This is a genomic window from Sulfitobacter sp. UBA1132 (genome assembly GCF_002311545.1).
In the GTDB taxonomy this organism is placed as follows: Bacteria; Pseudomonadota; Alphaproteobacteria; order Rhodobacterales; family Rhodobacteraceae; genus Sulfitobacter; species Sulfitobacter pontiacus.
In genome coordinates this window covers 20,646-46,988 of sequence record NZ_DCAN01000021.1, presented here as the reverse complement: position 1 = coordinate 46,988, position 26,343 = coordinate 20,646, and the positions used below count along the sequence as shown (strand labels likewise).

31 protein-coding genes are annotated in these 26,343 nt (G+C 58.4%); 21 read left to right on the top strand and 10 right to left on the bottom strand.

Annotated features, from left to right (window positions below; all coding sequences use genetic code 11):
• Nucleotides 1-33: 33 nt before the first annotated feature.
• Nucleotides 34-3,489: a chromosome segregation protein SMC gene (smc, locus tag B4F27_RS17030; RefSeq protein WP_286760253.1), complete on the top strand. Its 3,456-nt coding sequence runs from the start codon at nt 34-36 to the stop codon at nt 3,487-3,489.
• 11 nt (nt 3,490-3,500) lie between these two features.
• On the opposite strand, the gene B4F27_RS17025 is transcribed toward smc, so the two are convergent.
• Nucleotides 3,501-4,475 carry a glutathione S-transferase family protein gene (locus B4F27_RS17025; RefSeq protein WP_286760252.1) on the bottom strand — a complete coding sequence of 325 codons (975 nt, stop codon included), beginning with the start codon at nt 4,473-4,475 and terminating at the stop codon, nt 3,501-3,503.
• Nucleotides 4,476-4,649: 174 nt separating this feature from the next.
• On the opposite strand from B4F27_RS17025, the gene B4F27_RS17020 reads away from it, so the two are divergent.
• On the top strand, nt 4,650-5,009 hold the full coding sequence (locus B4F27_RS17020) for a hypothetical protein (RefSeq protein WP_286760251.1): 360 nt from the start codon (nt 4,650-4,652) through the stop codon (nt 5,007-5,009).
• Between the two features lie 2 nt (nt 5,010-5,011).
• Here B4F27_RS17020 and B4F27_RS17015 read toward each other — a convergent pair whose 3' ends face one another.
• Nucleotides 5,012-6,181, bottom strand: a complete 1,170-nt coding sequence (locus B4F27_RS17015) for a MalY/PatB family protein (RefSeq protein WP_286760250.1) — start codon at nt 6,179-6,181, stop codon at nt 5,012-5,014.
• A 99-nt stretch (nt 6,182-6,280) separates the two neighbouring features.
• On the opposite strand from B4F27_RS17015, the gene def (B4F27_RS17010) reads away from it, so the two are divergent.
• Genes def (B4F27_RS17010) through B4F27_RS16990 form a run of 5 tightly spaced genes read left to right on the top strand, consistent with a single transcriptional unit; the run spans nt 6,281 to nt 8,945 of the window.
• Nucleotides 6,281-6,799: a peptide deformylase gene (gene def, locus B4F27_RS17010; protein WP_037941269.1), complete on the top strand. Its 519-nt coding sequence runs from the start codon at nt 6,281-6,283 to the stop codon at nt 6,797-6,799.
• A complete protein-coding gene (gene def / locus B4F27_RS17005) occupies nt 6,796-7,263 on the top strand; it encodes a peptide deformylase (protein ID WP_243250710.1) in 468 nt (155 codons plus the stop codon). The genes def (B4F27_RS17010) and def (B4F27_RS17005) overlap by 4 nt, the downstream gene beginning before the upstream one ends.
• Complete coding sequence (def, locus tag B4F27_RS17000) at nt 7,260-7,757, top strand: peptide deformylase (protein ID WP_286760249.1); 498 nt, start codon at nt 7,260-7,262, stop codon at nt 7,755-7,757. Before def (B4F27_RS17005) ends, def (B4F27_RS17000) begins: the two co-directional genes overlap by 4 nt.
• Before the next feature lie 30 nt (nt 7,758-7,787).
• A complete protein-coding gene (gene fmt / locus B4F27_RS16995) occupies nt 7,788-8,702 on the top strand; it encodes a methionyl-tRNA formyltransferase (RefSeq protein WP_286760248.1) in 915 nt (304 codons plus the stop codon).
• 3 nt (nt 8,703-8,705) lie between these two features.
• Entirely contained in the window at nt 8,706-8,945 is a 240-nt protein-coding gene (locus B4F27_RS16990) for a hypothetical protein (RefSeq protein WP_005849950.1), read from the top strand.
• Between the two features lie 2 nt (nt 8,946-8,947).
• On the opposite strand, the gene B4F27_RS16985 is transcribed toward B4F27_RS16990, so the two are convergent.
• From B4F27_RS16985 to B4F27_RS16965, 5 genes are all read right to left on the bottom strand, one after another.
• A complete protein-coding gene (locus B4F27_RS16985) occupies nt 8,948-9,571 on the bottom strand; it encodes a trimeric intracellular cation channel family protein (RefSeq protein ID WP_009825341.1) in 624 nt (207 codons plus the stop codon).
• Nucleotides 9,568-10,023 (bottom strand): ribonuclease HI, encoded by a 456-nt coding sequence (rnhA, locus tag B4F27_RS16980; RefSeq protein ID WP_005849948.1) that lies wholly within the window; start codon nt 10,021-10,023, stop codon nt 9,568-9,570. The genes B4F27_RS16985 and rnhA overlap by 4 nt, the downstream gene beginning before the upstream one ends.
• 69 nt (nt 10,024-10,092) lie before the next feature.
• Entirely contained in the window at nt 10,093-10,545 is a 453-nt protein-coding gene (locus tag B4F27_RS16975) for a DUF3429 domain-containing protein (protein ID WP_005849947.1), read from the bottom strand.
• On the bottom strand, nt 10,542-11,492 hold the full coding sequence (ispH, locus tag B4F27_RS16970; protein ID WP_005849946.1) for a 4-hydroxy-3-methylbut-2-enyl diphosphate reductase: 951 nt from the start codon (nt 11,490-11,492) through the stop codon (nt 10,542-10,544). The genes B4F27_RS16975 and ispH overlap by 4 nt, the downstream gene beginning before the upstream one ends.
• Before the next feature lie 144 nt (nt 11,493-11,636).
• Nucleotides 11,637-12,182, bottom strand: a complete 546-nt coding sequence (locus B4F27_RS16965; RefSeq protein WP_005849944.1) for an NYN domain-containing protein — start codon at nt 12,180-12,182, stop codon at nt 11,637-11,639.
• 128 nt (nt 12,183-12,310) lie between these two features.
• Here B4F27_RS16965 and folK point away from each other — a divergent pair, with 128 nt between their 5' ends.
• From folK to recO, 11 genes are all read left to right on the top strand, one after another.
• On the top strand, nt 12,311-12,913 hold the full coding sequence (folK, locus tag B4F27_RS16960) for a 2-amino-4-hydroxy-6-hydroxymethyldihydropteridine diphosphokinase (protein WP_340246720.1): 603 nt from the start codon (nt 12,311-12,313) through the stop codon (nt 12,911-12,913).
• A gap of 70 nt (nt 12,914-12,983) precedes the next feature.
• Nucleotides 12,984-13,337: a DNA-directed RNA polymerase subunit omega gene (rpoZ, locus tag B4F27_RS16955; protein WP_005849941.1), complete on the top strand. Its 354-nt coding sequence runs from the start codon at nt 12,984-12,986 to the stop codon at nt 13,335-13,337.
• Nucleotides 13,338-13,373: 36 nt separating this feature from the next.
• Entirely contained in the window at nt 13,374-15,524 is a 2,151-nt protein-coding gene (locus B4F27_RS16950; protein WP_286760247.1) for a RelA/SpoT family protein, read from the top strand.
• Between the two features lie 34 nt (nt 15,525-15,558).
• On the top strand, nt 15,559-16,254 hold the full coding sequence (locus tag B4F27_RS16945; protein WP_064215905.1) for a DUF2062 domain-containing protein: 696 nt from the start codon (nt 15,559-15,561) through the stop codon (nt 16,252-16,254).
• The gene (locus B4F27_RS16940; protein ID WP_009825335.1) at nt 16,238-16,990 is read left to right on the top strand and encodes a pyridoxine 5'-phosphate synthase; all 753 of its coding nucleotides are present in this window, start codon (nt 16,238-16,240) and stop codon (nt 16,988-16,990) included. The genes B4F27_RS16945 and B4F27_RS16940 overlap by 17 nt, the downstream gene beginning before the upstream one ends.
• A gap of 9 nt (nt 16,991-16,999) precedes the next feature.
• Nucleotides 17,000-17,413 carry a holo-ACP synthase gene (gene acpS / locus B4F27_RS16935; protein ID WP_286760246.1) on the top strand — a complete coding sequence of 138 codons (414 nt, stop codon included), beginning with the start codon at nt 17,000-17,002 and terminating at the stop codon, nt 17,411-17,413.
• 105 nt (nt 17,414-17,518) lie between these two features.
• The gene (gene lepB, locus B4F27_RS16930; RefSeq protein WP_005849934.1) at nt 17,519-18,355 is read left to right on the top strand and encodes a signal peptidase I; all 837 of its coding nucleotides are present in this window, start codon (nt 17,519-17,521) and stop codon (nt 18,353-18,355) included.
• Nucleotides 18,352-19,038, top strand: a complete 687-nt coding sequence (gene rnc / locus B4F27_RS16925) for a ribonuclease III (protein ID WP_005849933.1) — start codon at nt 18,352-18,354, stop codon at nt 19,036-19,038. Before lepB ends, rnc begins: the two co-directional genes overlap by 4 nt.
• Nucleotides 19,035-19,943, top strand: coding sequence for a GTPase Era (gene era / locus B4F27_RS16920; RefSeq protein WP_286760245.1), 909 nt, complete (start codon nt 19,035-19,037; stop codon nt 19,941-19,943). The genes rnc and era overlap by 4 nt, the downstream gene beginning before the upstream one ends.
• 60 nt (nt 19,944-20,003) lie before the next feature.
• Complete coding sequence (locus B4F27_RS16915; protein ID WP_037966773.1) at nt 20,004-20,333, top strand: DUF1491 family protein; 330 nt, start codon at nt 20,004-20,006, stop codon at nt 20,331-20,333.
• On the top strand, nt 20,333-21,070 hold the full coding sequence (gene recO, locus B4F27_RS16910; RefSeq protein ID WP_005849930.1) for a DNA repair protein RecO: 738 nt from the start codon (nt 20,333-20,335) through the stop codon (nt 21,068-21,070). The genes B4F27_RS16915 and recO overlap by 1 nt, the downstream gene beginning before the upstream one ends.
• On the opposite strand, the gene B4F27_RS16905 is transcribed toward recO, so the two are convergent.
• A complete protein-coding gene (locus tag B4F27_RS16905; RefSeq protein ID WP_286760244.1) occupies nt 21,042-21,437 on the bottom strand; it encodes an META domain-containing protein in 396 nt (131 codons plus the stop codon). The two genes, recO and B4F27_RS16905, sit on opposite strands and share 29 nt — an antisense overlap.
• Before the next feature lie 50 nt (nt 21,438-21,487).
• Entirely contained in the window at nt 21,488-23,173 is a 1,686-nt protein-coding gene (locus tag B4F27_RS16900; protein ID WP_286760295.1) for an acyl-CoA dehydrogenase family protein, read from the bottom strand.
• 146 nt (nt 23,174-23,319) lie between these two features.
• Here B4F27_RS16900 and B4F27_RS16895 point away from each other — a divergent pair, with 146 nt between their 5' ends.
• Nucleotides 23,320-24,087, top strand: a complete 768-nt coding sequence (locus B4F27_RS16895; RefSeq protein ID WP_286760243.1) for a sulfite exporter TauE/SafE family protein — start codon at nt 23,320-23,322, stop codon at nt 24,085-24,087.
• A 3-nt stretch (nt 24,088-24,090) separates the two neighbouring features.
• Here the strand turns inward: B4F27_RS16895 and B4F27_RS16890 are convergent, their stop codons facing one another.
• A complete protein-coding gene (locus B4F27_RS16890; protein WP_005849925.1) occupies nt 24,091-24,450 on the bottom strand; it encodes a helix-turn-helix domain-containing protein in 360 nt (119 codons plus the stop codon).
• Nucleotides 24,451-24,670: 220 nt separating this feature from the next.
• On the opposite strand from B4F27_RS16890, the gene B4F27_RS16885 reads away from it, so the two are divergent.
• The gene (locus B4F27_RS16885; RefSeq protein WP_009825327.1) at nt 24,671-25,501 is read left to right on the top strand and encodes a helix-turn-helix domain-containing protein; all 831 of its coding nucleotides are present in this window, start codon (nt 24,671-24,673) and stop codon (nt 25,499-25,501) included.
• A gap of 78 nt (nt 25,502-25,579) precedes the next feature.
• The gene (locus B4F27_RS16880; RefSeq protein ID WP_286760242.1) at nt 25,580-26,296 is read left to right on the top strand and encodes a hypothetical protein; all 717 of its coding nucleotides are present in this window, start codon (nt 25,580-25,582) and stop codon (nt 26,294-26,296) included.
• The last annotated feature ends 47 nt before the right edge of the window (nt 26,297-26,343 follow it).

The following is a 26,343-nucleotide window of genomic DNA, read 5'->3' as shown; positions in this document are numbered from 1 at the left end:
TGGCTATCCATAAGAATCAGGCGGGCACGAACATTGCGGTTTTCCAAACTCAGGCTGACAGGCTTTAAAAGCTTTGTAGACCCCACTGATCTGATCATCTCGGATGGTCTAACCGGCGTTGTTGGCCCGAATGGTTGCGGCAAGTCCAACCTGCTTGAAGCGCTCCGTTGGGTGATGGGCGAAAACCGTCCGACCGCTATGCGCGGTGGCGGTATGGAAGATGTGATTTTCGCCGGCGCGTCCTCTCGTCCGGCCAAGAACTTCGCCGAAGTCGCGTTGCATATCGACAACTCCGAACGTCTCGCGCCGGCTGGGTTTAACGACGGTGATAGCATCGAAATCATCCGGCGGATCACCCGTGATGTCGGTAGCGCCTACAAGGCGGCTGGAAAGGATGTGCGCGCGCGCGATGTGCAAATGCTGTTTGCCGACGCATCAACGGGAGCCCATTCGCCAGCGTTGGTACGCCAAGGCCAGATTTCGGAACTGATCAACGCCAAACCGAAGAACCGGCGCCGTATTCTCGAAGAAGCCGCGGGTATTTCGGGGCTTTATGCCCGCCGTCACGAGGCTGAGCTGAAGCTGAATGGTACCGAAGCCAACCTTGCGCGCGTCGACGATGTGGTTGAACAGCTTGCCGGTCAGCTTTCGCAATTGGCGCGCCAGGCCCGTCAGGCTGCGCGTTATCGCGATATCGGGGATGCCCTGCGCCGGACCGAAGGGGTGCTGCTGTATCGGCGCTGGCGCGTGGCTGAGGATGCGCGTCAAACGACGGCCGAAGCGCTGCGCAGCCAGATGGCCACCGCCGCCGAGGCGGAAAAAGCCGTGCGTCAGGCCACTGTGGCACGGCAAAAAGCGGAAGAGGCTTTGCCGCCCCTGCGTGAGGAAGAAGCGATCGCGGCTGCGATCGTGCAGCGGCTTGGCGTGCAGCGCGATACCTTGAGCGATCAGGAAAACCGCGCCCGGGCCGCGATTGACGCCTTGACCAAACGCATCGCGCAGTTGACCCGTGATCTGGATCGCGAAGGTGAGCTAAACCGTGACGCCGAAGAAACGATCACGCGGTTGGAGCGGGAAGAACGTGACCTTTCGGATGCGGGCGAGGGCCATGAAGCTGCGGTCGCGGAGGCGGCAGAGCGCGCGAAAGAGGCCGCCGGCGTGCTCGAAAAACAGGAAGCGGATCTGTCGAAGCTGACCGAGGATGTCGCCCGTTTGGTCGCGCGTCACAGCTCTGCCGAACGTTTGCTGAACGATCACCGCAAGACGCTTCAACGATCGGAAGCGGAAGCGGATAAAGCGCGTGCCGCCGTCGCGCAGAGTGCCGCCGCACTCGAGAAGGCAAACGCCGATTTCAGCGCCGCTCAAGCTGCAGAGACGCAGGCGCATGCGGCCTCTGTCGCTGCCGAGGAAGCCTTGCAAAAGGCGGAGGACGACCGCGCTGCCACGCAAAGTCGCGAAGCAGATGCCCGTGCCGAACGGTCAGAGGCCGAGGGCGAACTGAACGCCATTCGCGCCGAAGCAGGCGCGCTGGCGAAGCTGGTAGAGCGTGACACCGCCGAGGGTGGTCAAATTCTGGACCGCCTGCAGGTCGAGCACGGGTTTGAAAAAGCGCTTGGTGCTGCCCTGGCCGATGATCTGCGCGCCCCGGATGTCGATGCCGACGGACCCTCGGGGTGGGCATATTTACCTGCCTATTCAACGGTCCAGCCGCTACCCGAGGGGATCACCTCGCTGACGGCGCATGTCTCGGTGCCTGACGTTCTGAACCGCCGGATGAGCCAGATTGGTCTGGTCGACGCGGACGACGGCACGCGGCTTCAACCGCTGCTGCTGCCGGGCCAGCGTCTCGTCTCGCCAGAGGGCGATTTGTGGCGGTGGGATGGTTTCCGGGCGTGGGCGGAGGATGCGCCCTCGGCCGCCGCGCTTCGTTTGCAACAAATTAACCGTTTAGAGGTACTCAAGCAGGGGTTAGAGCAAACGAATCAACGGGCAGAGGCTGCGCGTGATGCACATGAAACATTGCAAAAGCTTCTGCTTGCTCAGGCAGAGGCAGACAAAAATGCGCGGGCGCTGCGGCGCGATGCAGACCGTGCTGTTGCGGATGCAGGACGGGCCCTAAGCCGGGCTGAGGCGGATCGGAACCTGGCGGAGAGCCGGTTGGACAGTTTGGGATTGGCCGTCGCCCGCCACGAGGAAGAGGCGATCGTGGGTCGACGTTTGGTGTCGGAGGCAGAGAATGCGATTGCCGCACTTGACGACGTATCAAGTGCCCGCGCCGATGTGGAGATGTTGCGACAGACCGTTGAAGGCGCGCGCATCGCGATGATGACGAGGCGTTCTGCGCTGGACGAACTGCGTCGCGAGGGCACCGCGCGCGAGAGACGTGCCCAGGATGTCGCCAAGGAATTGGGCGGCTGGCGGAACCGCCTGGACACGGCGGGAAAACGCAGCGCCGAGCTTCTTGAGCGTAAAGAAGCGTCGGAAAGAGAATTGACCGAAGCGAGCTCTGCCCCCGCAGAGATCGCGGCGAAACGTGAAGAGTTGACGGGCGCAATTTCTGCGGCAGAGACCCGCAAGCAGACGGCCAGCGCAGAGTTGTCTACCGGGGAAGCTGATTTGCGCGAAACGACATTGGCTGAGCGTGACGCAGAGCGCTTGGCGTCGGAGGCGCGCGAGGCGCGGGCGCGGGCAGAGGCGCGCGCGGATGCGGCGAAGGAAACGGTAAGTCTTGCCGCAGAGCGCATTGATGAAGAACGCGACACGACCCCCGAAGCGCTGGCAGAGACACTTAAGATCAATGCAGATGAGATGTCAGATGTCGAGGTTCTTGAAAGCCAGCTGAGCCGTTTGAAGGGACAGCGCGAAGCCTTGGGTGCTGTGAACTTGCGTGCCGAGGAAGACGCGAAAGAGGTTCAGGCGGAACACGACACTTTGGTTGGCGAAAAGGCGGATTTGACCGAGGCGATCCGGACATTGCGCAGCGGTATCGCGAGCCTGAACAAAGAAGGCCGTGAACGCTTGCTGACCGCATTCGAAGAGGTGAACAGCAATTTCTCTATGCTGTTTAAACATCTTTTTAACGGGGGTGTGGCCAACCTTGTAATGGTCGAATCGGACGATCCTCTGGAGGCGGGGTTGGAGATTATGTGCCAACCGCCGGGCAAAAAGCTTAGCACGCTTAGCCTATTGTCGGGGGGCGAACAGACCTTGACCGCGATGGCGCTGATTTTTGCAGTGTTCCTTGCGAACCCTGCGCCGATTTGTGTGTTGGACGAGGTTGACGCGCCTTTGGATGATGCGAATGTGACGCGCTTTTGTGACCTGTTGGACGAGATGTGCCGACAGACTGACACGCGCTTTTTGATCATCACGCACCATGCTGTCACCATGGCGCGAATGGATCGGCTGTTCGGCGTCACCATGGCGGAACAGGGCGTCAGCCAGCTGGTCTCTGTCGATTTGAAGAAGGCAGAAACGCTGGTGGCCTAACGCCCGTGTCCCTAATCGCGCCCATGTGGGGCGGTGAAATCGACCTTCGGGTTAATCGGGATGATCTGATGCGGGTTCACCGTGATCTGACTGAAATGGTAGTGCCGAACAATGTGATCAAAATGAATGGTCTCGGCGATATCAGCGTGTTGATAAAGTTGCCGCGTATAGGCCCAAAGGTTCGGGTAATCGGTAAGGCGCTTATGGTTGCACTTGAAATGGGTGTGATACACGAGGTCAAAGCGCGCGAGGGTCGTGAACAGCCGCCAGTCGGCCTCGGTCAACTTGTCGCCCGCGAGAAAACGGTTGTTTTCGAGGATGCTCTCGAGCCACGTCAAACTGTCAAAAAGCGGATGGACCGCGTCGTCATAGGCATCTTGAGACGTCGCGAACCCGGCCTTGTAGACACCATTGTTAACGGTCTCGTAAACGCGTTCGTTGATGTCGGCGATTTGTTCGCGCAGGTCAGTCGGCCAATAATCATCAGTATTGCCGGTGATTTCATTAAACGCACTGTTGAACATGCGAATGATCTCGGCCGATTCGTTCGATACGATCGTGTTCTGCGCCTTGTCCCAAAGCACAGGCACCGTGACGCGGCCTGTGAAATTTGGATCGGCTTTGATATAAATGTCACGCAAAAAGTCACTGCCAAAGAGGGTGTCTCCGGTCGCGCCATGGAAATCTGTTGCGAAAGTCCAGCCGTCTTCCATCATATCGGGGTGTACGACCGACACGCTGATATGGTCGGTAAGGTCTTTCAGCGCGCGGAAAATCAGTGCGCGATGTGCCCAAGGGCAGGCATAGCTGACGTAGAGGTGATACCGCCCTGATTGAGCCTGAAAGCCTGATTTTCCTGACGGGCCCGCGCTGCCGTCCGCTGTGACCCAGTTGCGAAATTTGGAGGTGGAGCGTTCAAACTTACCTCCGGTAGACTCCGTATCGTACCATTTATCGCGCCATTCTCCGTCGATCAGCAGTCCCATACACCACTCCTTTACTTGTTTGTGTTCAAGGTAAGTTCAGACGGGCGAAAGGCCATAGCACGCGACGCACAGGGGGGCTGCGTTGATGCACGTCGAATAAATTCTTGGGGCGCACTTGATTTTGAATCCCAGCACGTCACGCTTCATGTTGGAAGCCTTTGGAGGGAGGAAACTGTGGAAGCCATATTGCCGAAAGACATTCAGGCCGGGCTGGATGCCGCACGGGTGGATAGCCTGCGAAAATCGTCGCGGTTGCGGGTACACGCGGACGGGGTCGAACATAAGGTCCTGCGTTATTGGGACACCGGCTTCTCGCTTGATGCGCAGACGGCACCGCAGTTGCGCGGTCGGGTCGATTTATTCGATGGCGCGGCGCATCTGTTTCAATGCTTGATCGTCGCGGTAGAGCAAGAGGGCGGCGAAATGTTGTTTGATTTTAAGCGCGCGACCCGTGTCGCGAAGTCTGCGGCGCTGGATTTCGAACAGTCTGCAGATGCGCCGGCGGGCTTGATCACCGTCGACGCACCGCATTGATTTTATTGCAGGTCTTTGAACGCCTCGCGCAGACGGTTGCAGGCTTCTTCTACCCGAGCGCGCGGGGTGGCGATGTTGAACCTCAGGAAGCTTTCCCCGCCCTTGCCAAAAGTTGGCCCGTGGTTTGCAGCAATCCCAGCGGAGTTTTCGACCCGTTGGGTGAACTCTGATCTGTCCATTCCGGTCCCGCTGAAATCGACCCAAGCAAGGTAGGTTGATTGAAGCGACATGGATTGCAGCCCGGGAATGTCCTTTATCGCAGCGTCAAAGATCTGCCGGTTGCCGTCCAGATAGCTGACCAGATCATCAACCCATGCGGCCCCTTCTGGCGAATAGGCTGCGGTCGCCATAAACAGACCGAAGGAGTTTGGCGAAAGCCCCATCGCTGCAACGCGTGCCGCAAAGGTTTCGCGGAGCTTCGGATCGGGGATGATCACGTTGCCTGAGTGGGAACCGGCAATGTTAAAGGTTTTGGTCGTCGCGGTCATCATGACCAACCGATCGGTCACGCCATCGATCAGGGCCATTGGAATGTGGGTATGACCGGGCATCACCAGATCATGGTGAATCTCGTCCGAGACGAGGACAAGGTCATGGCGTTTGGCAAAGGCTGCGACCTGCTCCAACTCTGACCTGCTCCAAACACGCCCGCCCGGGTTATGGGGGGAACAGAACACCAGCATCGTCTCGTTGCCCGTCATTTGCGCGTCATAGGCATCGAAATCGAGCGTATACTGGCCGCCTTCTATCGCCATTTCGCATTCGACCACCTGCCGCCCTGCGGCGGAGATCACACGCGCAAAGGCGTGGTAAACCGGTGTGAACAGGACAACTCCGTCCCCGGGCTTGGTGAAGGCGTCGACACACATCGCGGTTCCGTTAACCAAGCCGTGCGTGGTAAAAATCCACTCGGGCGCGACTTTCCAGCCGTGTCGATTCTCCATCCACCATTGGATGGCACCCAGATATTTGCTGTCATCGCCGAAGTAGCCATAGACACCATGGTCCAACATATCTTGCAGCGCGGTTTGAACCACCTGAGGCGGGCGGAAATCCATATCCGCAACCCACATGGCAATGCCAGTATCCGCGGGGACGCCGTAGATCGGCTCCATCTTGTCCCATTTCGCGCAATGGGTGCCACGCCGGTCGATGATTTCGTCAAAGCTCATGGGGTTCTCCTGTCAGATTTGGCCGACACGCTAAACCTAATCGACCAGACCGCAAGCCCCGAGGTTGCAGCGGCGCAGGTGTTGGCCTAAATCAACCAAATGATACGCAATATTTTACTACACCCTGACCCGCGGCTGAAAAAGCCATGCGCCCCCGTGACCGATATGACGGACGAGTTGCGCAGCTTGGCTGATGATATGCTCGCCACGATGTATGACGCGCCGGGGATCGGTCTTGCGGCCCCCCAGATCGGGGTGATGAACCGCCTGATCGTCATGGATTGCGTAAAGGAAGAGGGGGAGACACCGCGACCGCTGGTGATGTTCAACCCCGAAATCATCGCCGCCTCGGACGCGCTGAACACCTATGAAGAAGGGTGTTTGTCGATCCCCGAGCAGTTTGCCGATGTGACGCGCCCCGCAGATGTGGACGTGCGCTGGATCGATATCGACGGGAACGAGCAGACCGAGACCTTTACCAAACTATGGGCGACCTGCGTGCAGCACGAGATCGACCATCTGGATGGCAAGCTTTTTATCGATTATCTCAAACCGATGAAGCGCCAGATGATCACGCGCAAAATGACCAAGCTGAAACGCGAACTGGCGCGCGGATGAGCGTGCTGGACATCGTGACCTGGCCTGACGCGCGGCTGACAGCTGTGTGCGCGCCCGTCGCCACGCGCACGCCCGAGATCGACCAGTTGATCGCTGATATGTTCGAGACGATGTATGCCGCGCCCGGTCGCGGGTTGGCGGCGCCGCAGGTTGGCCGGACCGAGCGTATTTTCGTTTTCGATGCGGGCTGGAAGGAAGGCACCCCGACGCCTGTCGCCTGTATCAATCCGCAGATTGTCAGCCTGTCTGACGCCCGCGCGATTGGCGAAGAGGGATGTTTGTCGATCCCCGGCGTGCCAATGGATATTGCCCGCGCGACCGAGGTTACGTTGCGGTGGACGGATGCTGATGGCACCCACGAACGAAAGTTTACCGGCGCAGAGGCCGTGATCGTGCAGCATGAATATGACCACCTTGATGGCATCGTCATTTATGACCGTGTCGCGCAGGAGCAAAGCCAATGACCGTTCGTCGCATTCTTCCGTGGCCGCACGCCTGTTTGCGGACGCCCGCCGCCCAAGTGGCAGAAATCAATGATGAAATTCGTGCGCTCTGGGGCGACATGATCGACACGATGGACGCGATGCCGGGGGTCGGGCTGGCCGCACCGCAGATCGGAGTGTCGTTGCAGGTCGCCGTTGTCGATGCCTCGCAAGCGCGGGATAAACGGATCCGTTTGGCAAACCCTGTCGTCATCGACGCTTCGGCGATCATGAATGAATACGAAGAGGCGAGCCCGAATTTGCCCGGAATATCGGCCAAGATCCGGCGTCCACGTGGTGTGAAAGTGCAGTATCTTGACGAGCAGGGCGCGACAGTGACGCGCGATTTCGTCGGGTTGGAGGCGACCAGCGTGCAGCATCAGATCGACCATCTTGCCGGAAAAATGTTTGTCGACAATCTGAGTAAAACGCGTCGTGATATGCTGCTGCGCAAGGCGCGCAAGTACAAGGGCTGATTGCCTCTACGGTTTGAAGGGAAGTGTTCGATGCGTGTTATCTTTATGGGAACACCTGATTTTTCAGTGCCAGTGTTGGATGCGTTGGTCTTGGCCGGCCACGAAATCGCCGCCGTCTATTGCCAGCCGCCGCGCCCTGCAGGGCGAGGCAAAAAGGACCGCCCCAGCCCGGTTCAGCAACGGGCAGAGGCTTTGGGGTTATTGGTACGTCACCCCGTTTCGTTGAAAACCGCCGAAGCGCAGGCGGAGTTTGCAGCGCTCGGCGCGGATGTGGCTGTTGTTGTGGCCTATGGTCTGATTTTGCCCCGAGCCGTTCTGGATGCGCCGAAATCCGGGTGCCTGAATATCCACGCTAGTCTGTTGCCCCGATGGCGGGGGGCCGCGCCGATCCATCGGGCGATCATGGCGGGCGACGTTGAAACGGGGGTGTGCATCATGCAGATGGAGGCGGGGCTGGACACGGGGCCCGTGCTGTTGCGCGCCGCGACGCCGATCCGCACCACCGAGACGACGATCGAACTGCATGACCGACTAAGCGCCATGGGCGCCGAGTTGATCGTGGAAGCACTTCGGCAACTGCCTGACCTGCAACCGGAACCGCAGCCCGAAGAGGGCGTGACCTATGCCAGTAAAATTGACAAGGCCGAGGCGCGCATCGATTGGTCGCGCCCCGCTACAGAGGTGGATCGTCAAATCAGGGGGTTGTCGCCGTTTCCCGGTGCATGGTTCGATCTGGACGGCACGCGGGTGAAGGTGCTGGCATCGAAGCTTGCCGAGGGCGAGGGTGCAGCGGGCGAGGTTCTGGATGACACTCTGCGCGTCGGTTGCGGGGAGGGTGCGGTTCAGCTGATCCGCTTGCAACGGGCGGGGAAAGCGGCGCAAGATGCGCAGACATTCCAGCGTGGTGCGCAGATTGCTGCGGGCACAGTTCTAAGCAAAGGGTAAATCATGCTTCCGACGCTTATTGGCACGGTTGTGATCGCGGGGCTTGTCGGCTTTTTCGCCGAAAAGTCGGGCTTTACCCGCAACGGCTATCTTGCCTCGATCATCATCTGCGTGGGCGGCGCTTTTCTGTTTTATTTCGTGCGGTTGATGTTCGGCTTCGGGTTCAATTCGGCTGGCATGAACGCCATCGCATCATCAATCGGGGCGCTGATCATCGTGCCGTTTCACTGGCGTCGAAAGTAACGTTACACCCGCGGCGGGCGGCTTTTGTACACGGGAAGGTGCCATCCGAAATACAGCGATCCGGCACGCAAAATCCACGTCATACAGGCACCGGCAAACAGCGCCAGCGCATCATCGCCCAGAATGCTACGGATGATGACAGCGGTTGCAGCACCGGCGAAAGCGGCGGTCACATAAAGTTCACCCTGTTGCAGAACAAGCGGCACTTCCCCTACGACAACATCGCGCATCAACCCGCCCATGCAGCCGGTGATCATCCCCATCAGCACCACGACCACAGCGGATTGATCAAGCGAGATCGCCACGCCCGTACCCGCAGCAACAGCCACGGCGAGCGCCACGGAATCGAGCCATAGCAGCGCGCGATAGCGGCTTTCGAGGAGATGTGCGGTAAAGAAAACCACCATTGCGGCAGTGACGCCCACGGCGAGATGGGTGGGGTTCGCAATCCAGAAAATTGGGTTTCGATCCAGCAACAGGTCGCGCAGTGTGCCGCCGCCCAAGGCCGTGAGACAGGCGATAAAGGCGAAGCCTACAAGGTCAAGCTGGGCGCGGCTGGCGACCAGCGCCCCCGTAATCGCAAAGACCAGAACGGAGGCATATTCCAGCAGGGTGATTAGGCTCATTTGGTTTTGAACGGGGCCATGCCCGCCCGCGCCAGTTCATCCGCGCGCTCGTTCTCGGGATGGCCGGCGTGGCCTTTGACCCACTCCCAAGTGACCTGATGCCGCGCATTTGCCGCGTCCAGCCGCTGCCAAAGCTCCGCGTTTTTGACGGGCTTTTTAGCGGCATTCTTCCAGCCGTTTTTCTTCCAGCCGTAGATCCAGCCGGTGATGCCATTTTTGACATAGTTGCTGTCGGTGACGATCGTGATCTCGGTCGGGCGGGCTAGCGCTTCGAGCGCGCTGATGGCGGCCATCAGCTCCATCCGGTTGTTGGTGGTGGCGGGTTCGCCGCCTTTCAACTCGCGTTCCTTAACGATCTTGTCGCCATCCATCGCCCGCATCAGGGCACCCCAGCCACCGGGGCCGGGATTGCCGGAACAGGCACCATCAGTATATGCAATCAGCTTGGTCATGGGGCTGCCTTATCCAGTCTGGCGTGGGGGCGTCCAGCCTAATCTACGCCCCGCCCGCAAGTTTCGCTGCTACAGAAAGACGCCCACAGCCAGACACGCCAGCACGACGGCGGTCAGAAGCGTGCGCAGCTTTAGCCACCAGCGCGGCGCAAGACGCCAGTGCCAGAAGGCGGCATCAAGGACCAGTAGACCCGCAAAACCGAACATCAGGTTCAGCCCCGCACCCACGGGGCCGCCGCTGGTCATGAAGAACGCCCAAAGCGCCGGGATCACGGCGAGGATATAGCCGGCCGTCGCCTTCGCCCCGCTGGTCTTGGTTGCGAATCCCCATAGCACGCCGGACATGAAGGAAAGAATAACTGTGCCATAGAACAGCTGGATATATGGCCCGACAAAACGGCCGCCGAACGTCGCCGCGCCCCAGTTCGCCAAGGGATCGACCAGCCCGGTCAAGGCCCCCCAGATAAAGGGAGTAAGCCCGGCAAGGCCAAGCCAAAGCGGCGCGCGGGGGATGCCGGTCATGCGGGTACCCGAAGCACACGGGGGACTTTGAATTCCACATTCTCTACCGCGGTTTCGACCATTTCGGTGGTCACATCGTATCGGTCTTTGAACGCGTCAATGACCTCGTTGATAAGTTGTTCGGGGGCCGAGGCTCCGGCGGTGATTCCGATGCTTTTGATCCCCTCGAGGCTGCGCCAGTCGATGTCCGTCGCGCGCTGCACCAGTTGGGCGTAATCGCAGCCCGCACGCGATCCGACCTCGACCAGACGGCGGGAGTTCGATGAGTTTGGCGCGCCCACAACGAGCATCGCATCGCATTTCGGCGCCATTGCCTTCACCGCTTCTTGACGGTTGGTCGTGGCGTAGCAGATGTCTTCTTTGTGCGGCCCGATGATCTGCGGGAAACGTTTGTTCAGGGCGGCGACAATCTCGGCTGTGTCATCAACGCTCAACGTTGTCTGTGTGACATAGGCCAGCTTGCTCGGGTCGCGCACCTTGACGGTTTCGACATCGGCGGGCGTTTCAACCAGCAAAACCTCGCCCGGGGGGAGCTGCCCCATGGTGCCAATGGTTTCGGGGTGGCCCGCGTGGCCGATCATGATCATCTGCAGCCCGGCGTCGGCGTGGCGTTGCGCCTCGATATGCACCTTGGAGACAAGCGGGCAGGTCGCGTCGACATAGACCATATTGCGGGCCTCGGCCTTGGCGGGAACGGCTTTCGGTACGCCGTGCGCCGAGAAAATCACGGGCCGGTCATCGGGGCATTCCGACAGTTCCTCGACAAAGATCGCACCCCGTTCGCGCAGCCCGTCGACGACGAATTTATTGTGCACGATCTCGTGGCGCACATAAACCGGCGCGCCCCATTTCTCGATGGCCATTTCGACGATCTTGATTGCGCGGTCGACGCCCGCACAGAACCCGCGTGGCGCGGCAAGATACAGGGTCAAAGGCGGTTTGGTCATCACACTCTCCTTGGGCATGGGCCATAGGTAAGGGTTGCGCGGCGCATCGTCCAGACCACCGGAGGCACAGTCTGATGCTTCAAATGCGCGCGCACGTATTGCGGGGGCATGAGGGATGCGGAGATTTAGGCGCGCCGTCGCGGGTTATTCGTCAGATGTTTCACGTGGAGGCCGGCCAATAACGTCGCGCAGGTCTTCGAGTTCGATAAAGTTGTCCACTTGGCGGCGCAGCTCGTCCGAGATCATGGGCGGTTGGCTGCGGATCGTGCTGACAACAGAGACGCGCACGCCCTGACGTTGAAGGCTTTCGACCAACGGGCGGAAATCGCCGTCACCAGAGAAGATCACGATGTGGTCAAGATGTGGCGCAAGCTCCATCGCGTCGACCGCAAGCTCAATATCCATGTTCCCTTTGACCTTCCGGCGGCCCATGCTGTCGGTGTATTCCTTGGCCGGTTTGGTCACCATGGAGAACCCGTTATAGTTCAGCCAGTCGACCAGCGGGCGTATGGGAGAGTATTCGTCATTTTCCAGCAAAGCGGTGTAGTAAAAGGCACGCAGCAGTTTGCCGCGACGCATGAACTCCTGCCGCAGTAGCTTGTAATCAATGTCAAAACCCAGGTTCTTGGCTGCTGCGTAAAGGTTGGAGCCGTCGATGAATAAAGCGAGCCGTTCGTCCTTGTAGAACATGAAGTGCCTTCCTAATACACGTCGTTCGGAAATTTGCGTCGTGTAGAGCCGCTATAAAACGAAATGTTTCAAATTTAGTTTCCGACTATGAATACAATACTAACTAAGGTTTTTTCGAGAGGCAGCAAGTGAAGACATTGGCCATCCCTGACCCCAAGGGGGGTGAAATCGGCAAGTGCGCGCTGATCGCCCTCGGGAGTAATCAATCATCAGTTGCGGGAGGGCCGGCGGAAACTCTGCGTCGGGCCCTTGATATTATGGTCGGTATGGGCGCGCGGGTTGCCGCTCTTAGCCCGTTTTACTCAACCTATGCGTTTCCTGCGGGGTCAGGCCCGAATTTCGTAAATACAACCGCTAGTATAAGGGTGGAAGGGGAGCCGGATCAAGTTTTAGCTATTCTTCATGCCGTCGAAGCAGAGCTTGGGCGCGAACGGCAAAGCCGTTGGGCCCCTCGGACGGTCGATCTGGATCTAATCGCGATGGGGGAAGTGGTGTTGCCGGATGTACAGACCCAGACCGATTGGCGGGAGATTCCGCTTGAACAGCAGATGGTCAATGCGCCTGACCAGCTGATCCTGCCGCACCCGCGGCTTCAGGATCGTGCCTTTGTTTTGGTGCCGCTGGCGGACATCGCGCCGGACTGGCGTCATCCCCTGATCGGCAAAACCGTTCGCGAGATGTTGAATGACCTGCCAGAGGCAGATAAAAAGGGGGTATGGCCGCTGGAATAGGCCCTTGTAAATTCCGCCGATGGCTTCTAAATAGTTGGCTTCTTGCAGCATTCATGATTGGAGCATCCCCATGGCCCGCGTCACTGTCGAAGATTGTGTAGATAAAGTGCCAAACCGGTTCGAGCTTGTCATGCTTGCCGCGCATCGTGCGCGTGAAATTGCGGCAGGTTCTACGGTTACTGTTGATCGCGATAACGACAAAAACCCTGTCGTTTCTCTGCGCGAGATTGCGGATGAAACCCAATCGGCCGATGAGCTGCGCGAGCGCCTGATCGAAAGCAACCAGAACCAGATCGAGGTTGATGAACCCGAAGAGGACGCAATGGCGCTTCTTATGGGGGCTGAGCAAGACAAGCCCGAAGAGGACAGCATGTCCGAAGAAATGCTGCTGCGGCAGTTGATGGCGGCACAAGGGCAGGGCTAAGGCCCGCGCCCTTCGGGGCTTATAGGCAGGACAGGTATGAATACCGCCGACATTACGGCTGACGACCTTATCGCGCTTGTGCGCGCCTATAACCCTAAGACGAACGAAAATCAGATCAGGCTGGCCTATGACTATGGCCAGCAGATGCACGAGGGCCAGTTCCGCCATTCCGGAGAGCCCTATTTCACGCATCCGGTCTCTGTCGCGGCCATTTTGACCGAACAGCAGCTGGATGACGCGACCATCATCACCGCATTGCTGCACGACACGATCGAGGACACGAAAGCGTCCTATAGCAGCGTCGATGAAAAGTTCGGGCATGATGTCGCTGAACTGGTCGATGGCGTGACCAAGCTGACCAACCTGCAACTGAATTCCAACGAGACAAAACAGGCCGAGAACTTTCGCAAGCTGTTCATGGCAATGTCGAAAGACCTGCGCGTCATTTTGGTTAAGTTGGCGGATCGGCTGCATAATATGCGCACGATCAAGTCGATGCGCCCTGACAAGCAGATCCAGAAAGCTCGTGAAACAATGGATATCTATGCGCCTCTTGCGGGGCGTATGGGGATGCAATGGATGCGCGAAGAGCTTGAGGATCTGGCCTTTCGCGTGCTTAATCCTGAGGGGCGGCAGTCGATCATCCGGCGCTTTATCACCCTCCAGCGTGAAACCGGCGATGTTATCCAGCGAATCACCGGCGACATGCGGCACGAGCTTGAGAAAGCCGGGATCGAGGCCGAAGTCTTTGGGCGGGCGAAAAAACCGTATTCGATCTGGCGCAAGATGCAGGAAAAGCAGCAATCCTTTTCCCGTTTATCGGATATTTACGGTTTCCGCGTTATCACCACCTCGGAGGATGAATGTTATCGCGCGCTTGGCACCATCCATCGGCGCTGGCGGGCCGTGCCGGGCCGGTTCAAGGATTATATCAGCCAGCCTAAGACGAACGGTTACCGGTCGATCCATACCACCGTCTCTGGCCGTGACGGGAAGCGGGTCGAGGTGCAGATCAGAACGCGGCAGATGCATGATGTCGCTGAATCCGGTGTGGCGGCGCATTGGTCCTATCGTGACGGCGTGCGGTCGCGAAACCCCTTTGCTGTTGATCCGGTCAAATGGGTCGCGCAACTGACAGAGCAGCTCGATTCCGAGGAGGATCACCAGGATTTCCTCGAAGCGGTCAAGCTTGAGATGTACGCCGATCAGGTGTTCTGCTTTACCCCCAAAGGCGAGGTGGTCAAGCTGCCGCGTGGGGCGACGCCGATTGATTTCGCCTATGCGATCCACACGCGAATCGGGTCTGCCTGCGTCGGCGCCAAGATCGACGGGATGCGCGTGCCTTTGTGGACGCGGGTGAAAAACGGCCAGTCGATCGAGATCATTACCGCCCAAGGTCAGACACCGCAGGCGACATGGCTGGATATCGCAACGACGGGCAAGGCCAAGACGGCGATCCGTCGGTCGCTGCGTGAACTGGATCGCGCGCGCTTTGTCAGCCTCGGGCGCGAACTTGCCCGCTCTGCCTTCGAGCAGATGAATAAATCGGCGACGGAGAAAGTGCTGCGCACCGCGGCGCGCAACCTGCGCCTCTCCAGCGCGGAGGAGCTTTTGGCGCAACTTGGCTCTGCCGAACTGACGGGCCAAGAGGTGGTGCAGGCCGTCTATCCCAACCTGCGCCCCAAACCCGGCGAACATGTCGACCGCAAGCGCGCGGTGGTGGGGCTGGAAGCGGGGCAATCCTTTGACCGGTCGCCTTGTTGTCAGGCGCTGCCGGGGGAACGCATTGTCGGCATCACGTTCCGCGGGCAGGGCGTCAAAATCCACACCATCGATTGCGAGCGTCTGTCGCATTACGAGGACCAGCCCGAACGCTGGCTGGACCTGCGTTGGCACGACGGGCCACATCCCGCGATCTATGGGGCGACACTGGATTTGACCATCGGCAATGGGGCGGGCGTGCTGGGGCGGATTTGTACGCTGATCGGCCAATCCTCTGCCAATATCGCCGATCTGGAATTTTTGGACCGCAAGCCTGACTTTTACCGGTTGTTGATCTACGTAGAACTGCGAGACATTGCGCATCTGCATTCTTTGATCCCGATGTTGGAGGCCGAAAGCGAGGTGGCCGAGATCAGCCGATACCGGAACCCCGACTTGTTCAAGGCAGGTACCAAAGACGCATGATCCGCCCGGACTGCACTGACCCAAGGACGAACTGTTGATTTTCAAACGCCGCGATCCAAAGCCGACAGTGCGCGCGATGGCTGAATTCATGTGGCCTCGGGGTGGTTGGACGCGGGCGTTTCACTATGTCAAACACCGGATGCGCCGCTTGCCCGATACGCCCGAACGCATTGCGCGTGGCATCTGGGCCGGTGTTTTTACCACGTTTACGCCCTTCTACGGTATGCATTTTATCGTGGCGGCGCTGGTATCGCGTGTCATGCGGGGCAATCTGCTGGCCGCATTGATGGGGACGTTTTTTGGCAACCCGCTGACCTATGTCCCGATCGGGTTGTCATCGCTGTCCATGGGACACTGGATTCTCGGTTCCCACATGCAGACGGGGGAGCATCGGTCCTTCGGGGGCAAATTCTTTGACGCCGGTCACGACTTGTTGGCCAACTTTGTGGCGATCTTTACCAGCCGTGACATGGATTGGTCGGGGCTTGAGGTCTTCTGGCATCAGGTGTTCTATCCGTATCTGATCGGGGGGATCGTGCCCGGCATGATCTGCGCCACGATCGCCTATTATCTGGCCGTGCCCTTGCTGCGGGCCTATCAAAAGCGGCGCAAGGGCGCGATCAAGGCCAAGTTCGATTTGTTGAAAAAGAAAGCCTCGGCCAAGGCAGAGGCGAAACGCAAGGCAGAGCAGGCGGCTCTGGAAGGGAAAGACCATGGCGGCACAAGGTAAGCTTCGGCTGGGCGTAAATATTGACCACGTGGCGACTGTGCGGAATGCGCGCGGCGGTGCCTATCCGGACCCGCTGCGCGCAGCCCGCGCCGCGCAAGAGGCAGGCGCTGATGGGATCACCGCGCACCTGCGTGAGGATCGCCGCCACATCACCGATGCGGATATCGAAGGGCTGCAAGAGGTGTTGAACGTGCCGCTCAACTTCGAGATGGCCGCCACGGAAGAGATGCAGGCCATCGCCCTGCGCCACAAACCCCATGCCGTCTGCATCGTGCCGGAAAAACGCGAAGAGCGGACAACCGAAGGCGGGCTTGAAGTCGCACGCGAGGAAAACCGGCTGGCGCATTTTATTGCTCCTCTGCGCGAAGCGGGCAGCCGCGTCAGCATCTTCATCGCCGCCGATCAGCGCCAGATCGAGGCGGCGAACCGCATCGGGGCAGAGGTGATCGAACTGCACACCGGTGCCTATTGCGACGCCTATGCCGAAGGGCATTGGGAGGAAGCGCAAAAGGAGCTGCAAAAGCTCGAGGAGATGTCAAAATTCGCCCATGATCTGGGGCTTGAAGTGCACGCGGGCCACGGCTTGACCTATGATACCGTCAGCCCCGTCGCAGCTTTCCCTGAGGTGCAAGAGCTGAACATCGGGCATTTCCTTATTGGCGAGGCGATCTTTCTGGGCCTCGGCCCCGCCATCGCCGAGATGCGCCGCCTGATGGATGACGCCCGCAAGGGCTGAGGGCGCGGCATGATTTTGGGAATCGGCACCGACCTCGCGAATATCGAACGGATTCAAGGCACGCTGGACCGCTTTGGCGACCGTTTCCGCAATCGCGTGTTCACCGAGGTCGAACAGCTAAAGGCCGAACGTCGCCGTGATGTCGCGGGCACCTACGCCAAACGCTGGGCCGCGAAAGAGGCATGTTCAAAGGCGCTTGGCACCGGTCTGCGCATGGGGATTTCTTGGCGCGATATGGCGGTGAGCAACCTGCGCACCGGCCAGCCCGTGATGGAGGTCACCGGCTGGGCGGCGGAGCGTTTGGCCAAGATGACACCCGACGGCCACGAGGCGATCATTCACGTCACGCTGACAGATGACCACCCTTGGGCGCAGGCCTTTGTCGTCATCGAAGCCCGCCCCAAGGCAGGTATTCAGACCTAACGGCAGATCATGGCCCATTCGGTCGATGGATCGGGGGCAGGGTTGCTTGACTTGCGTCAATGGCACCCGCATGTAACGCTCGAACGCATGAACAGGAGCGCCAAAATGGCCGCCAAAGAGAAAACCGGCAACGCCTTTGTCGAAACCATCAAAACAATCGTCTATGCGCTGTTGATCGCAGGGGTCTTTCGGACCCTGTTTTTCCAGCCTTTCTGGATCCCTTCGGGGTCGATGAAAGAGACGTTGTTGATCGGGGATTTCCTGTTCGTAAACAAAATGGCCTATGGCTATTCCTACGCCTCCTGTCCCAGCGTGATGATGCCGCGGTTCGGCATTGAGGTCGACGCGAAAGACGTCTGCGGTGTGTTTGATGGCGACAACACGCGTTTGTTCGGGTCAGAGCCCGAGCGGGGCGATGTGGTGGTTTTCCGTCATCCCGTGTCTGGTCGCGATTACATCAAGCGTCTGATCGGCTTGCCGGGTGACAAGGTTCAGATCACCGACGGTGTGGTCAGCATCAATGGCACGGCGGTCGAACTGCGTGACGATGGTGTCTTCGAAGAGGTGATGGACCGTCAGGGCCCGCAGGGCATGCGTCCGCGTTGCGAGAACGGTGCCGTCGGTGCCGGTGGTGTATGTGAAAAATCCCGTCAGATCGAAGTGCTCCCTAACGGGGTCGAACATGCGATCCTGAACATTGGCAATCAGGCGTCGGATAATACCGGTGTCTACACGGTGCCAGAAGGGCATTACTTTTTCATGGGTGACAACCGCGACAACTCTGCCGATAGCCGTCTGGCACAGCAGGCCGGTGGCGTCGGTTTCGTGCCGTACGAAAACCTGATCGGTCGCGCTGACCGGATCATGTTCAGCTCGGCCGGTCGGTCGATGTTGTTCTTCTGGACATGGCGCAGCGATCGTTTCTTTAAGGCGATCAAGTGAAGTTGAATGCTGATCTCCGGGCCTTTGAAGGCCGCATCGGGTACCACTTTGCCAAGCCGGAGCTGTTGAACCGCGCGGTGACCCATGCCTCTATGTCGTCGGCCAATCGTGACGACAACCAGCGGCTCGAGTTTCTGGGGGATCGCGTTCTGGGGCTGGTGATGGCCGAAGCGCTGCTGAAACTTGATCCGGCCGCAACCGAAGGGCAGCTGGCCCCGCGGTTCAACGCTTTGGTGCGCAAGGAAGCCTGCGCCGAGGTCGCGCGCGAGATCGACATGGGCGCTGTGCTGAAGCTTGGCCGGTCAGAGATGTTGTCTGGCGGCCGCCGCAAGCAGGCGTTGTTGGGGGACGCGATCGAGGCTATCATCGCGGCTGTCTATCTGGATGGCGGATTTGACGAGGCCAAAGCGTTGATCCTGCGATTGTGGGGTGACCGCGTGATGCAGGTCAAGCAAGACGCCCGCGACGCCAAGACCGCGCTGCAAGAATGGGCGCAAGCGCGCGGCTTGCCGCCCCCCGCCTATGTTCAGACCGACCGGCAGGGGCCAGACCACGCCCCGGTGTTTACCATCACCGCCCGGATTGAAAACGGGGCCAGCGCCGTCGCGTCCGCCCCATCGAAACGTCAGGCCGAACAGGCCGCTGCCAAGACGCTCTTGGCCCAATTGGAGAGACCCTCATGACCACGCGCGCCGGATTTATCGCCCTGATCGGCGAGCCCAACGCGGGCAAATCGACGTTGCTGAACCGCATGGTCGGCGCGAAAGTGTCGATCGTGACCCATAAGGTGCAGACCACACGCGCCCGTATTCGTGGGGTCGCGATGGAAGGGGAAAGCCAGCTTGTGTTCGTGGATACGCCCGGTCTGTTCCAGCCCCGTCGCCGTCTGGACCGCGCCATGGTCGCCGCGGCTTGGGGGGGCGCTGCCGATGCGGATATTGTCATTCTGCTGATCGAGGCCAACCGCGGGATCACCGAAGGGGTCGAACGTATCCTGGAAGGCCTCGCTGACATCGGTCAGGGGCGCAAGGTCGCGCTTGCGATCAACAAGATCGACCGTGTCGAGGCACCGGTCCTGTTGGGGCTGAGCAAAGAGATGAACGACCGCTATGATTTTGCCGAAACATTCATGATCTCGGCCGAGCGGGGGCATGGTGTGGATACGTTGCGCCAATGGCTGGCAGGCGAATTGCCCGAGGGGCCGTGGCTCTATCCCGAAGACCAGATCGCCGATCTGCCCATGCGCATGATCGCGGCCGAAATGACCCGCGAGAAACTGACCCTGCGTCTGCATCAGGAGCTGCCCTATCAGCTGACGGTCGAGACGGAGAACTGGGAAGAGCATAAAGACGGCTCTGCGCGGGTGGATCAATTGATCTACGTGGTGCGCGACGGTCACAAGGGGATCGTGCTTGGCAGCAAGGGCGAGACGATCAAGGCGGTCAGCAAAGCCTCTCGCGAGGAGCTTGAAGAGTTTCTGGGGCGGAAAGTGCATCTGTTTTTGCAGGTCAAAGTGCGCCCGAACTGGCTGGACGAGGCGGAGCGCTACTCCGAGATGGGGTTGGAGTTCAAAGACGGCAATGTCTAGATCTGGTGCGGCCCGACCCTTCGGGGAGGATTTTACACCATTTGGAACGACGGGGCTGTCATGGCCCGGCTGACCGCGCGGTTCTGGGTCGATGCCTATCTGGCGCGGCTGCGGGTGTATGATATTCCAGCGTTCGTGGTCGCGCATGGGGATGACACTGGCGGCGCTGTTCTGGTGAAGCTCGCAACTCTTGATGGAAATGCACAGCTTTTTCAGAAAAGTTTCGATTTAATCAGTGGTGAGCGGACCTGGGTCGAAATGACAAGCGGACAGGAGCCGGAGGTTGATGCGTCGATCAGCCGACAGCGCAGCTTTGATCCAGACCTATGGGTGATCGAGGTAGAAGACAGGCAAGGTCGGCATCTGCTGCATGAGGACGGGCTGAGCTGATGGAATGGCGCGATCAAGGCATTTTGCTCAGCGCGCGCCGCCATGGTGAGACATCGGCCATCATCGAGGTGTTCACCCCCGAGCGCGGCCGCCACGCCGGAATCGTGCGCGGCGGTACCAGTCGCAAGATTGCCCCAATTCTCCAACCGGGCGCACAGTTAGACATTGCATGGCGCGCACGGCTTGAGGATCATATCGGCGCGTTTACTGTAGAGCCCGTCCGCAGCCGCGCCGCATTGGCAATGCATGATCGGCTGAGCCTTGCGGGGTTGAATGCGGTGACGGGGCTGCTTGCCTTTGCATTGCCCGAACGCGAAGCGCATGCGCCATTATATCGTCGAACTGAAGCGCTTCTGGATCTATTGGGGCAGGGGGACCTGTGGCCGTTGGCCTATCTTCAATGGGAAATCAGCCTGTTAGACGAGCTTGGCTATGGGCTTGATCTGAGCGCCTGTGCGGTGACCGGACGGACCAGCGGGCTGGTCTTTGTATCTCCGAAAACGGGGCGTGCTGTGACCCGAGAAGGGGCGGGGGAGTGGGTTGATAAAATGCTGCCATTGTCGCCCGTTTTACGGGGGGAAGGGGATGCGAGCGATGCGGATATTGCGCTGGCGTTCAAAACCACGGGATATTTCCTAGAGCGGCATTTGGCGCGCGATCTAGGGGACAAGCCCCTACCCGAGGCGCGCGCGCGCTACGTCGAGGCATTTAGTCGACGGCGCGAAACACCATATTAAGGTTCTCGGTGTTAGACAGGATCATGACGTCATTCAGAATCTCGACGAGGGTGGCGTTGTTGAGCGCGTCGATAACAATGTTTTCTTGGCCGAGATCAGGACATGCCTTTTTGGTGGAGGATATGAGCGTGAAAGAAAACCAGGGGTAGGGCAGCTTGTTCGTGCCGGACATCCGATTGCAGGGGCCTTGAACGGTAACCTGTTCTTTTTCTGGAAAGGACATCTGTGTGTTTGCTGAGAACGGGACCCCGTTTAGTTCTTGCAAGCGCCATTGGCGATCGGCGGCCCCATACGCCCGCAGAGTTTCGTCCCGACTGCACTGGGTTGTCAGGGCTATGGCCAGAAAGAGGGAGGTCAGCTTGATCATGGGGGCCGGATAGGCAGCCCGACGATTTCACGCGTCAGGCTGCCCGAACTTCATCCGAGCAAACGGCGCGAGATGACCTGCGCCTGAATCTCTGCCGCGCCTTCGAAAATGTTGAGGATACGTGCGTCACATAGGACACGGCTGATTTTGTATTCGAGTGCAAAACCGTTGCCGCCATGGATCTGCAAGCCATTGTCAGCTGCGGCCCAAGCGACCCGTGCGCCGAGCAGTTTGGCCATGCCCGCTTCGACATCACAGCGCCGGCCTTCGTCTTTTTCAAACGCCGAGAAATAGGTGAGCTGGCGGGCGACCATGATTTCGACCGCCATCATCGCCAGTTTGGACGACACGCGAGGGAAGTTGATGAGAGACTTGCCGAACTGCTTGCGATCAATCGCGTATTGCATCGAAATGTCGAGCGCGGATTGCGCGACCCCGATGGCACGCGCGGCTGTCTGGATGCGCGCGCTTTCAAAGGTTTCCATCAACTGTTTGAAACCTTTGCCCTCTTCGCCGCCCAACAGGTTTTCACCTTTGACGTGGAATCCGTCGAAACCGAGCTCGTATTCCTTCATGCCGCGATAGCCGAGCACTTCGATCTCGCCGCCGGTCATGCCTTCGGAAGGAAAAGGGTTCGCGTCGTCGCCCGGCGTTTTCTCGGCCAAGAACATCGACAGGCCCTTGTAGTTCGACGTCTGCGGATCCGTGCGCGCCAGCAGCGTCATCACATGGGTCCGGGCCGCGTGCGTGATCCAGGTTTTATTGCCAGTTATCTTATAATCGTCGCCATCTTTCACCGCGCGCGTGCGCAAAGAACCAAGGTCAGAGCCGGTGTTCGGTTCCGTGAAGACGGCTGTGGGCAAGGTCTCGGCGCTTGCGATCCGCGGGAGCCATTTTTCTTTTTGGGCGTCCGTCCCGCCTGCGATGATCAGTTCGGCCGCGATTTCAGACCGCGTGCCGAGCGAGCCCACGCCGATATAGCCGCGCGAGAGCTCTTCCGAGACGACGCACATAGAGGCTTTGGACAGCCCAAAGCCACCAAATTCTTCTGGGATCGTCAGGCCGAAAACGCCCATTTCTGCCAATTCATTGATGACTTCAATCGGGATCAGCTCGTCCTTCAGGTGCCATTCGTGGGCAAATGGTTCAACTTTTTCAACAGCGTAACGACGGAACTGTTCGCGGATCATCTCCAGCTCTTCGTCAAGGCCGGACCGCCCGACAGTGATGTTGGCGCTTTGCTCTTGCATGAGTTCGACAAGACGCGTGCGTGCAGCCTGCGAATTGCCTCGTTGCTGCAGTGTCGTGATGCCGGCATTGGAAAACGCGTTTTGATCTGTGGTAGAGACACCAAGATCGTGCAGGCGCAGAATTTCCCCTTGGTTCATCTGAATGCCGCCGGAAATCTGGCACAGGTATTCGCCGAATGCGATTTGATGGATCAGCTGTTCTGTTTCTGAAAACGTGCCATCTGCGTCGAGCTTCTCTGCCCATAGCTGCATCTGGTGAAGCGATTGGGCGTAGGTTGCAAGCCACGCAAGACCATGCGCGGCGGTTTGGTTTTCTTCGACCAGTGTATTCGACACTTTCCCGTCTTGAGAAACGGTCGCACGAACCGCGGATTTAGCGGCTTCTAAAAGGCGGTCTACCGGGGCCAGCGTTGATCTGGTGGTTGCGAGCAGGTCATCGATCACGATGTCCGCGCCAGAAATCACGTCTTGTCCATCATGTGCCATCTGTAAGCTCCCTTGTTTGGTTAAGCACGGCATACCCTTTTCGCAGGTGCAGCACAATAAAGATACGTTTTGCTGCGTCAATTTGGTTTAAAATTACGCTGAGGATTTCGCGTGCGCTCCGCCGCAATCTTGGTATGACGTGCGGTATGGACATGTTTTTCAGTTTATTGACGCCGTCAGAATGGGCGTTCGCCTTTGGAATTGGCCTTGTGGCGGGATTCATTAAGGGCGTCGTGGGCTTCGCGATGCCGCTGGTGCTAATCTCAGGGCTGACGATGTTCTTGCCGCCTGAGCTTGCCCTTGCCGGGCTGATCTTCCCGACTGTAATTACCAATATGTTTCAGGCACTAAGGCAGGGGGTGGCCGCGGCTTGGGACTCCATCAAAATTTTTAAGGTTTTTCTGATCGCGGGCGGCATAGCGCTTGGCTTGTCAGCGCAGACCGTGCGTTTTCTCGCCGCCGATACGATGCTGCTGGTGATTGGTGTTCCGATCACATTGTTCGCGCTGTGGCAGGTCACGGGGCGTAGCTTCACCCTGTCGCACCGATCTACAAAACTAGAAGCATTTATAGGTGCCTTCGCTGGGGCGGTCGGTGGCGTATCGGCCGTTTGGGGGCCGCCTACCGTCGCCTACCTGACCGCATTGGGCACGCCCAAGAACGACCAAATGCGGGTTCAGGGTGTCATCTACGGACTCGGCGCGGTGCTATTGTTGTTTTCACACTTCGGATCTGGCGTGCTGCGCGCTGAAACCGTGCCCTTTTCTGCCGTCATGATCTTGCCGTCGCTCACCGGTATGTGGCTTGGCAGCAAAGTCATGGATAAGATTGACCAAGCGTCCTTTAAGAAAGCGACGCTGGTCATCCTATTGATTGCAGGCGCAAACTTGGTGCGCCGAGGCGTGTTTGGTTAAGGCTTAGCCCTGACGCGCGACCGTCAGCCCAGACACATCTTCGATAAACGTCACAATACGCGTTTTGAGCGCGTCATCGTTTATTGCGGCCAAGGCGCTGACAATCTCGATGCTCGGGTCGGCTTTGGGCGCATCATTCGTGTTGTCATGCAGACCTTCAAAGAAATACGCGGGCGTTACGTCTAAAATCTGGGACAGTTCAAACAGGCGGCTTGCCGCGACCCGGTTTGACCCGATTTCGTATTTCTGGATTTGCTGGAACGACAGGTTTAACCGCTTGGCCACATCAGTTTGGGAAAGCCGACGCAGCGTACGGATCTGTTTAAGTTTTTTGCCGACGTGGATGTCCACTGGATGCGACATATGAATTACCTCCGGTTGTTGTTGAATTAGTCATCCCCAAATCACTCTTTCCGTTCAATTGGATAGATTTATTCAATTTGTGGTTACAAAGTGGCCAAGGGTGTATTATGAATAATGCCTTAATGTATGATTAATTTACCATTGGTGACGAATGAACACTGTCGACAGCCCAAAGCCAGTTGATTTTGACGCGGACCGAATTCCTCCGTTACTATATGAAATGGTTAGATCTTTTACCGTCCTCGCGGATACGTTGAACCTTAGTCAAGCTGTGCGCTTGTTGGGAAGTACGCGGCAGACGGTTCGGCGCCATATTGCCCAAATTGAGGAGTTCTTGGGGGCTCCTATGTTTGAGGTTGATGAGCGCCGGTACAAATTAACACAGCGTGGTGAAGAAGCTTTGCCAGAAGCGCGTGAGTTTCTCGCGCGGGGCAAAGTCTGGATCAAGGGCAACACGCGGAGCACGGGTGGGCTTTTACGGCTGTCCCACGAAACACCCAACGGATGGAATTTTTATCAGCAGCAACGGCCACTTACCCAGATTTGGGACGGTGAATCTGAAATGATCAAGGAGGCATTCTCGGCCTGGGTGCAGAGCGAGGGCCGGTTGGAACATGAGAATTTTCAACAAATTCGCCCCTATGTCCTAGTGTATCGCGACTCACCCAGTGGTTGGATCTGTATCGAAGTCGGACAAGAATCATTTTACACAAGTTGGTGGGGTTGGGAGAATGCGCGCAGCAGTATTGGCCGCCCTCTCGGCAATTTTCCGGGCGGTCCCGAGTTTGAGGCGATGCTGGATTTCCCCTTTCGGGAGGTTCAGGCGAATGGCGGGGTCCGCCTTGACGAGGTTGTGACGCAAATGCCGAGGAACACGGCAGGCGGCGAGCTTATCCCATTGGCCTATAAACGACTTTTGATGGCGAGCCGTTTCCCTGACGGAAGCTTTGCATTGATATCTGCGGTAGATAGATCACGTCACGTCACCATCTCAGGGTTGGATCAAGACGCGATGGTTGGCATGCCCGAGGATGCAATCGTCGGCTTCTAGCCGGTTACCTAAAAATCGAAGAAAATTCCCGATAAATAAGCTACCCTTTGATCAGCTTGCATCAAAGGAGAGTTCAGTATGACGTTGTTGAGTTTTCAAGACGGCGAACGGTTTATCGCCAGCAGTTCCGCACTTTTGCATGAGGCCGGGATTACATTAACGGTCGGTTATGATTTTGCTGAGTATAAGACGATATTGCAGGACGCGCGTCCGGATCACTTGCTAGGGCTGCCGTTTGACCCTGAAACGCACGACCTGAACGAAACCAATGCCTTTTGGATTGTCGGCCGAAATGCCAAAGGCGATGTTATGCATACGCAGGCAATGCGTATGCTTGATTTGAAAGGAGCCAAGCTAGCCGAATATCTTCGTCGGTCATTTGTCGAGTTTCCGCCGCCCGGCGTTGACATCGATTTTCTTCGATCACGGTATCGGGCGGGGCCGGGTGCGCAGCGCATCGCTGGCGACGTGTGCTATCATGGGGAGTTCTGGGTGGGCACAACGCCGCGAGAGTTCAGAAACGCAGGTCTATCTTCTGTGCTGGGGCGCTATGCATTCTGGCAGGCGATGCAGCATTGGGATCCTGACCATGTCATCGCGTTTATGACCAACTCGGTCGTGTATAAGGGCTTTCCAGCGCGGCACGGCTATATGCATACGGAGCCAGGCACATTGCGCTGGTTCATCAACGGAATGGATGCGCCGGTCGAGGGGTTCATGGCCTATATGGGGCGCGATGATTTGCGCTTTATTCTGGATATGCCGCTCTCGGGCCGAGCGTCGAAAGCGGCATAGTCTGCGCATGGAAAAAGAGCCGCGCATTGGCGCGGCTCTGTTAAGCT

Coding starts and splice junctions, on each gene's coding strand:
- B4F27_RS16915 (WP_037966773.1), top strand. CDS start 20,004: ATGGCCCGGCTGACCGCGCGGTTCTGGGTCGATGCCTATCTGGCGCGG.
- B4F27_RS16880 (WP_286760242.1), top strand. CDS start 25,580: ATGACGTTGTTGAGTTTTCAAGACGGCGAACGGTTTATCGCCAGCAGT.
- B4F27_RS16940 (WP_009825335.1), top strand. CDS start 16,238: ATGGCGGCACAAGGTAAGCTTCGGCTGGGCGTAAATATTGACCACGTG.
- B4F27_RS17015 (WP_286760250.1), bottom strand. CDS start 6,181: ATGAGCTTTGACGAAATCATCGACCGGCGTGGCACCCATTGCGCGAAA.
- B4F27_RS16990 (WP_005849950.1), top strand. CDS start 8,706: ATGCTTCCGACGCTTATTGGCACGGTTGTGATCGCGGGGCTTGTCGGC.
- acpS (WP_286760246.1), top strand. CDS start 17,000: ATGATTTTGGGAATCGGCACCGACCTCGCGAATATCGAACGGATTCAA.
- era (WP_286760245.1), top strand. CDS start 19,035: ATGACCACGCGCGCCGGATTTATCGCCCTGATCGGCGAGCCCAACGCG.
- B4F27_RS16895 (WP_286760243.1), top strand. CDS start 23,320: ATGGACATGTTTTTCAGTTTATTGACGCCGTCAGAATGGGCGTTCGCC.
- def (WP_243250710.1), top strand. CDS start 6,796: ATGAGCGTGCTGGACATCGTGACCTGGCCTGACGCGCGGCTGACAGCT.
- B4F27_RS16885 (WP_009825327.1), top strand. CDS start 24,671: ATGGTTAGATCTTTTACCGTCCTCGCGGATACGTTGAACCTTAGTCAA.
- B4F27_RS17025 (WP_286760252.1), bottom strand. CDS start 4,475: ATGGGACTGCTGATCGACGGAGAATGGCGCGATAAATGGTACGATACG.
- fmt (WP_286760248.1), top strand. CDS start 7,788: ATGCGTGTTATCTTTATGGGAACACCTGATTTTTCAGTGCCAGTGTTG.
- B4F27_RS16900 (WP_286760295.1), bottom strand. CDS start 23,173: ATGGCACATGATGGACAAGACGTGATTTCTGGCGCGGACATCGTGATC.
- recO (WP_005849930.1), top strand. CDS start 20,333: ATGGAATGGCGCGATCAAGGCATTTTGCTCAGCGCGCGCCGCCATGGT.
- B4F27_RS16985 (WP_009825341.1), bottom strand. CDS start 9,571: ATGAGCCTAATCACCCTGCTGGAATATGCCTCCGTTCTGGTCTTTGCG.
- rpoZ (WP_005849941.1), top strand. CDS start 12,984: ATGGCCCGCGTCACTGTCGAAGATTGTGTAGATAAAGTGCCAAACCGG.
- lepB (WP_005849934.1), top strand. CDS start 17,519: ATGGCCGCCAAAGAGAAAACCGGCAACGCCTTTGTCGAAACCATCAAA.
- B4F27_RS16975 (WP_005849947.1), bottom strand. CDS start 10,545: ATGACCGGCATCCCCCGCGCGCCGCTTTGGCTTGGCCTTGCCGGGCTT.
- def (WP_037941269.1), top strand. CDS start 6,281: ATGATACGCAATATTTTACTACACCCTGACCCGCGGCTGAAAAAGCCA.
- def (WP_286760249.1), top strand. CDS start 7,260: ATGACCGTTCGTCGCATTCTTCCGTGGCCGCACGCCTGTTTGCGGACG.
- B4F27_RS16950 (WP_286760247.1), top strand. CDS start 13,374: ATGAATACCGCCGACATTACGGCTGACGACCTTATCGCGCTTGTGCGC.
- ispH (WP_005849946.1), bottom strand. CDS start 11,492: ATGACCAAACCGCCTTTGACCCTGTATCTTGCCGCGCCACGCGGGTTC.
- B4F27_RS16905 (WP_286760244.1), bottom strand. CDS start 21,437: ATGATCAAGCTGACCTCCCTCTTTCTGGCCATAGCCCTGACAACCCAG.
- rnhA (WP_005849948.1), bottom strand. CDS start 10,023: ATGACCAAGCTGATTGCATATACTGATGGTGCCTGTTCCGGCAATCCC.
- B4F27_RS16965 (WP_005849944.1), bottom strand. CDS start 12,182: ATGTTCTACAAGGACGAACGGCTCGCTTTATTCATCGACGGCTCCAAC.
- B4F27_RS16890 (WP_005849925.1), bottom strand. CDS start 24,450: ATGTCGCATCCAGTGGACATCCACGTCGGCAAAAAACTTAAACAGATC.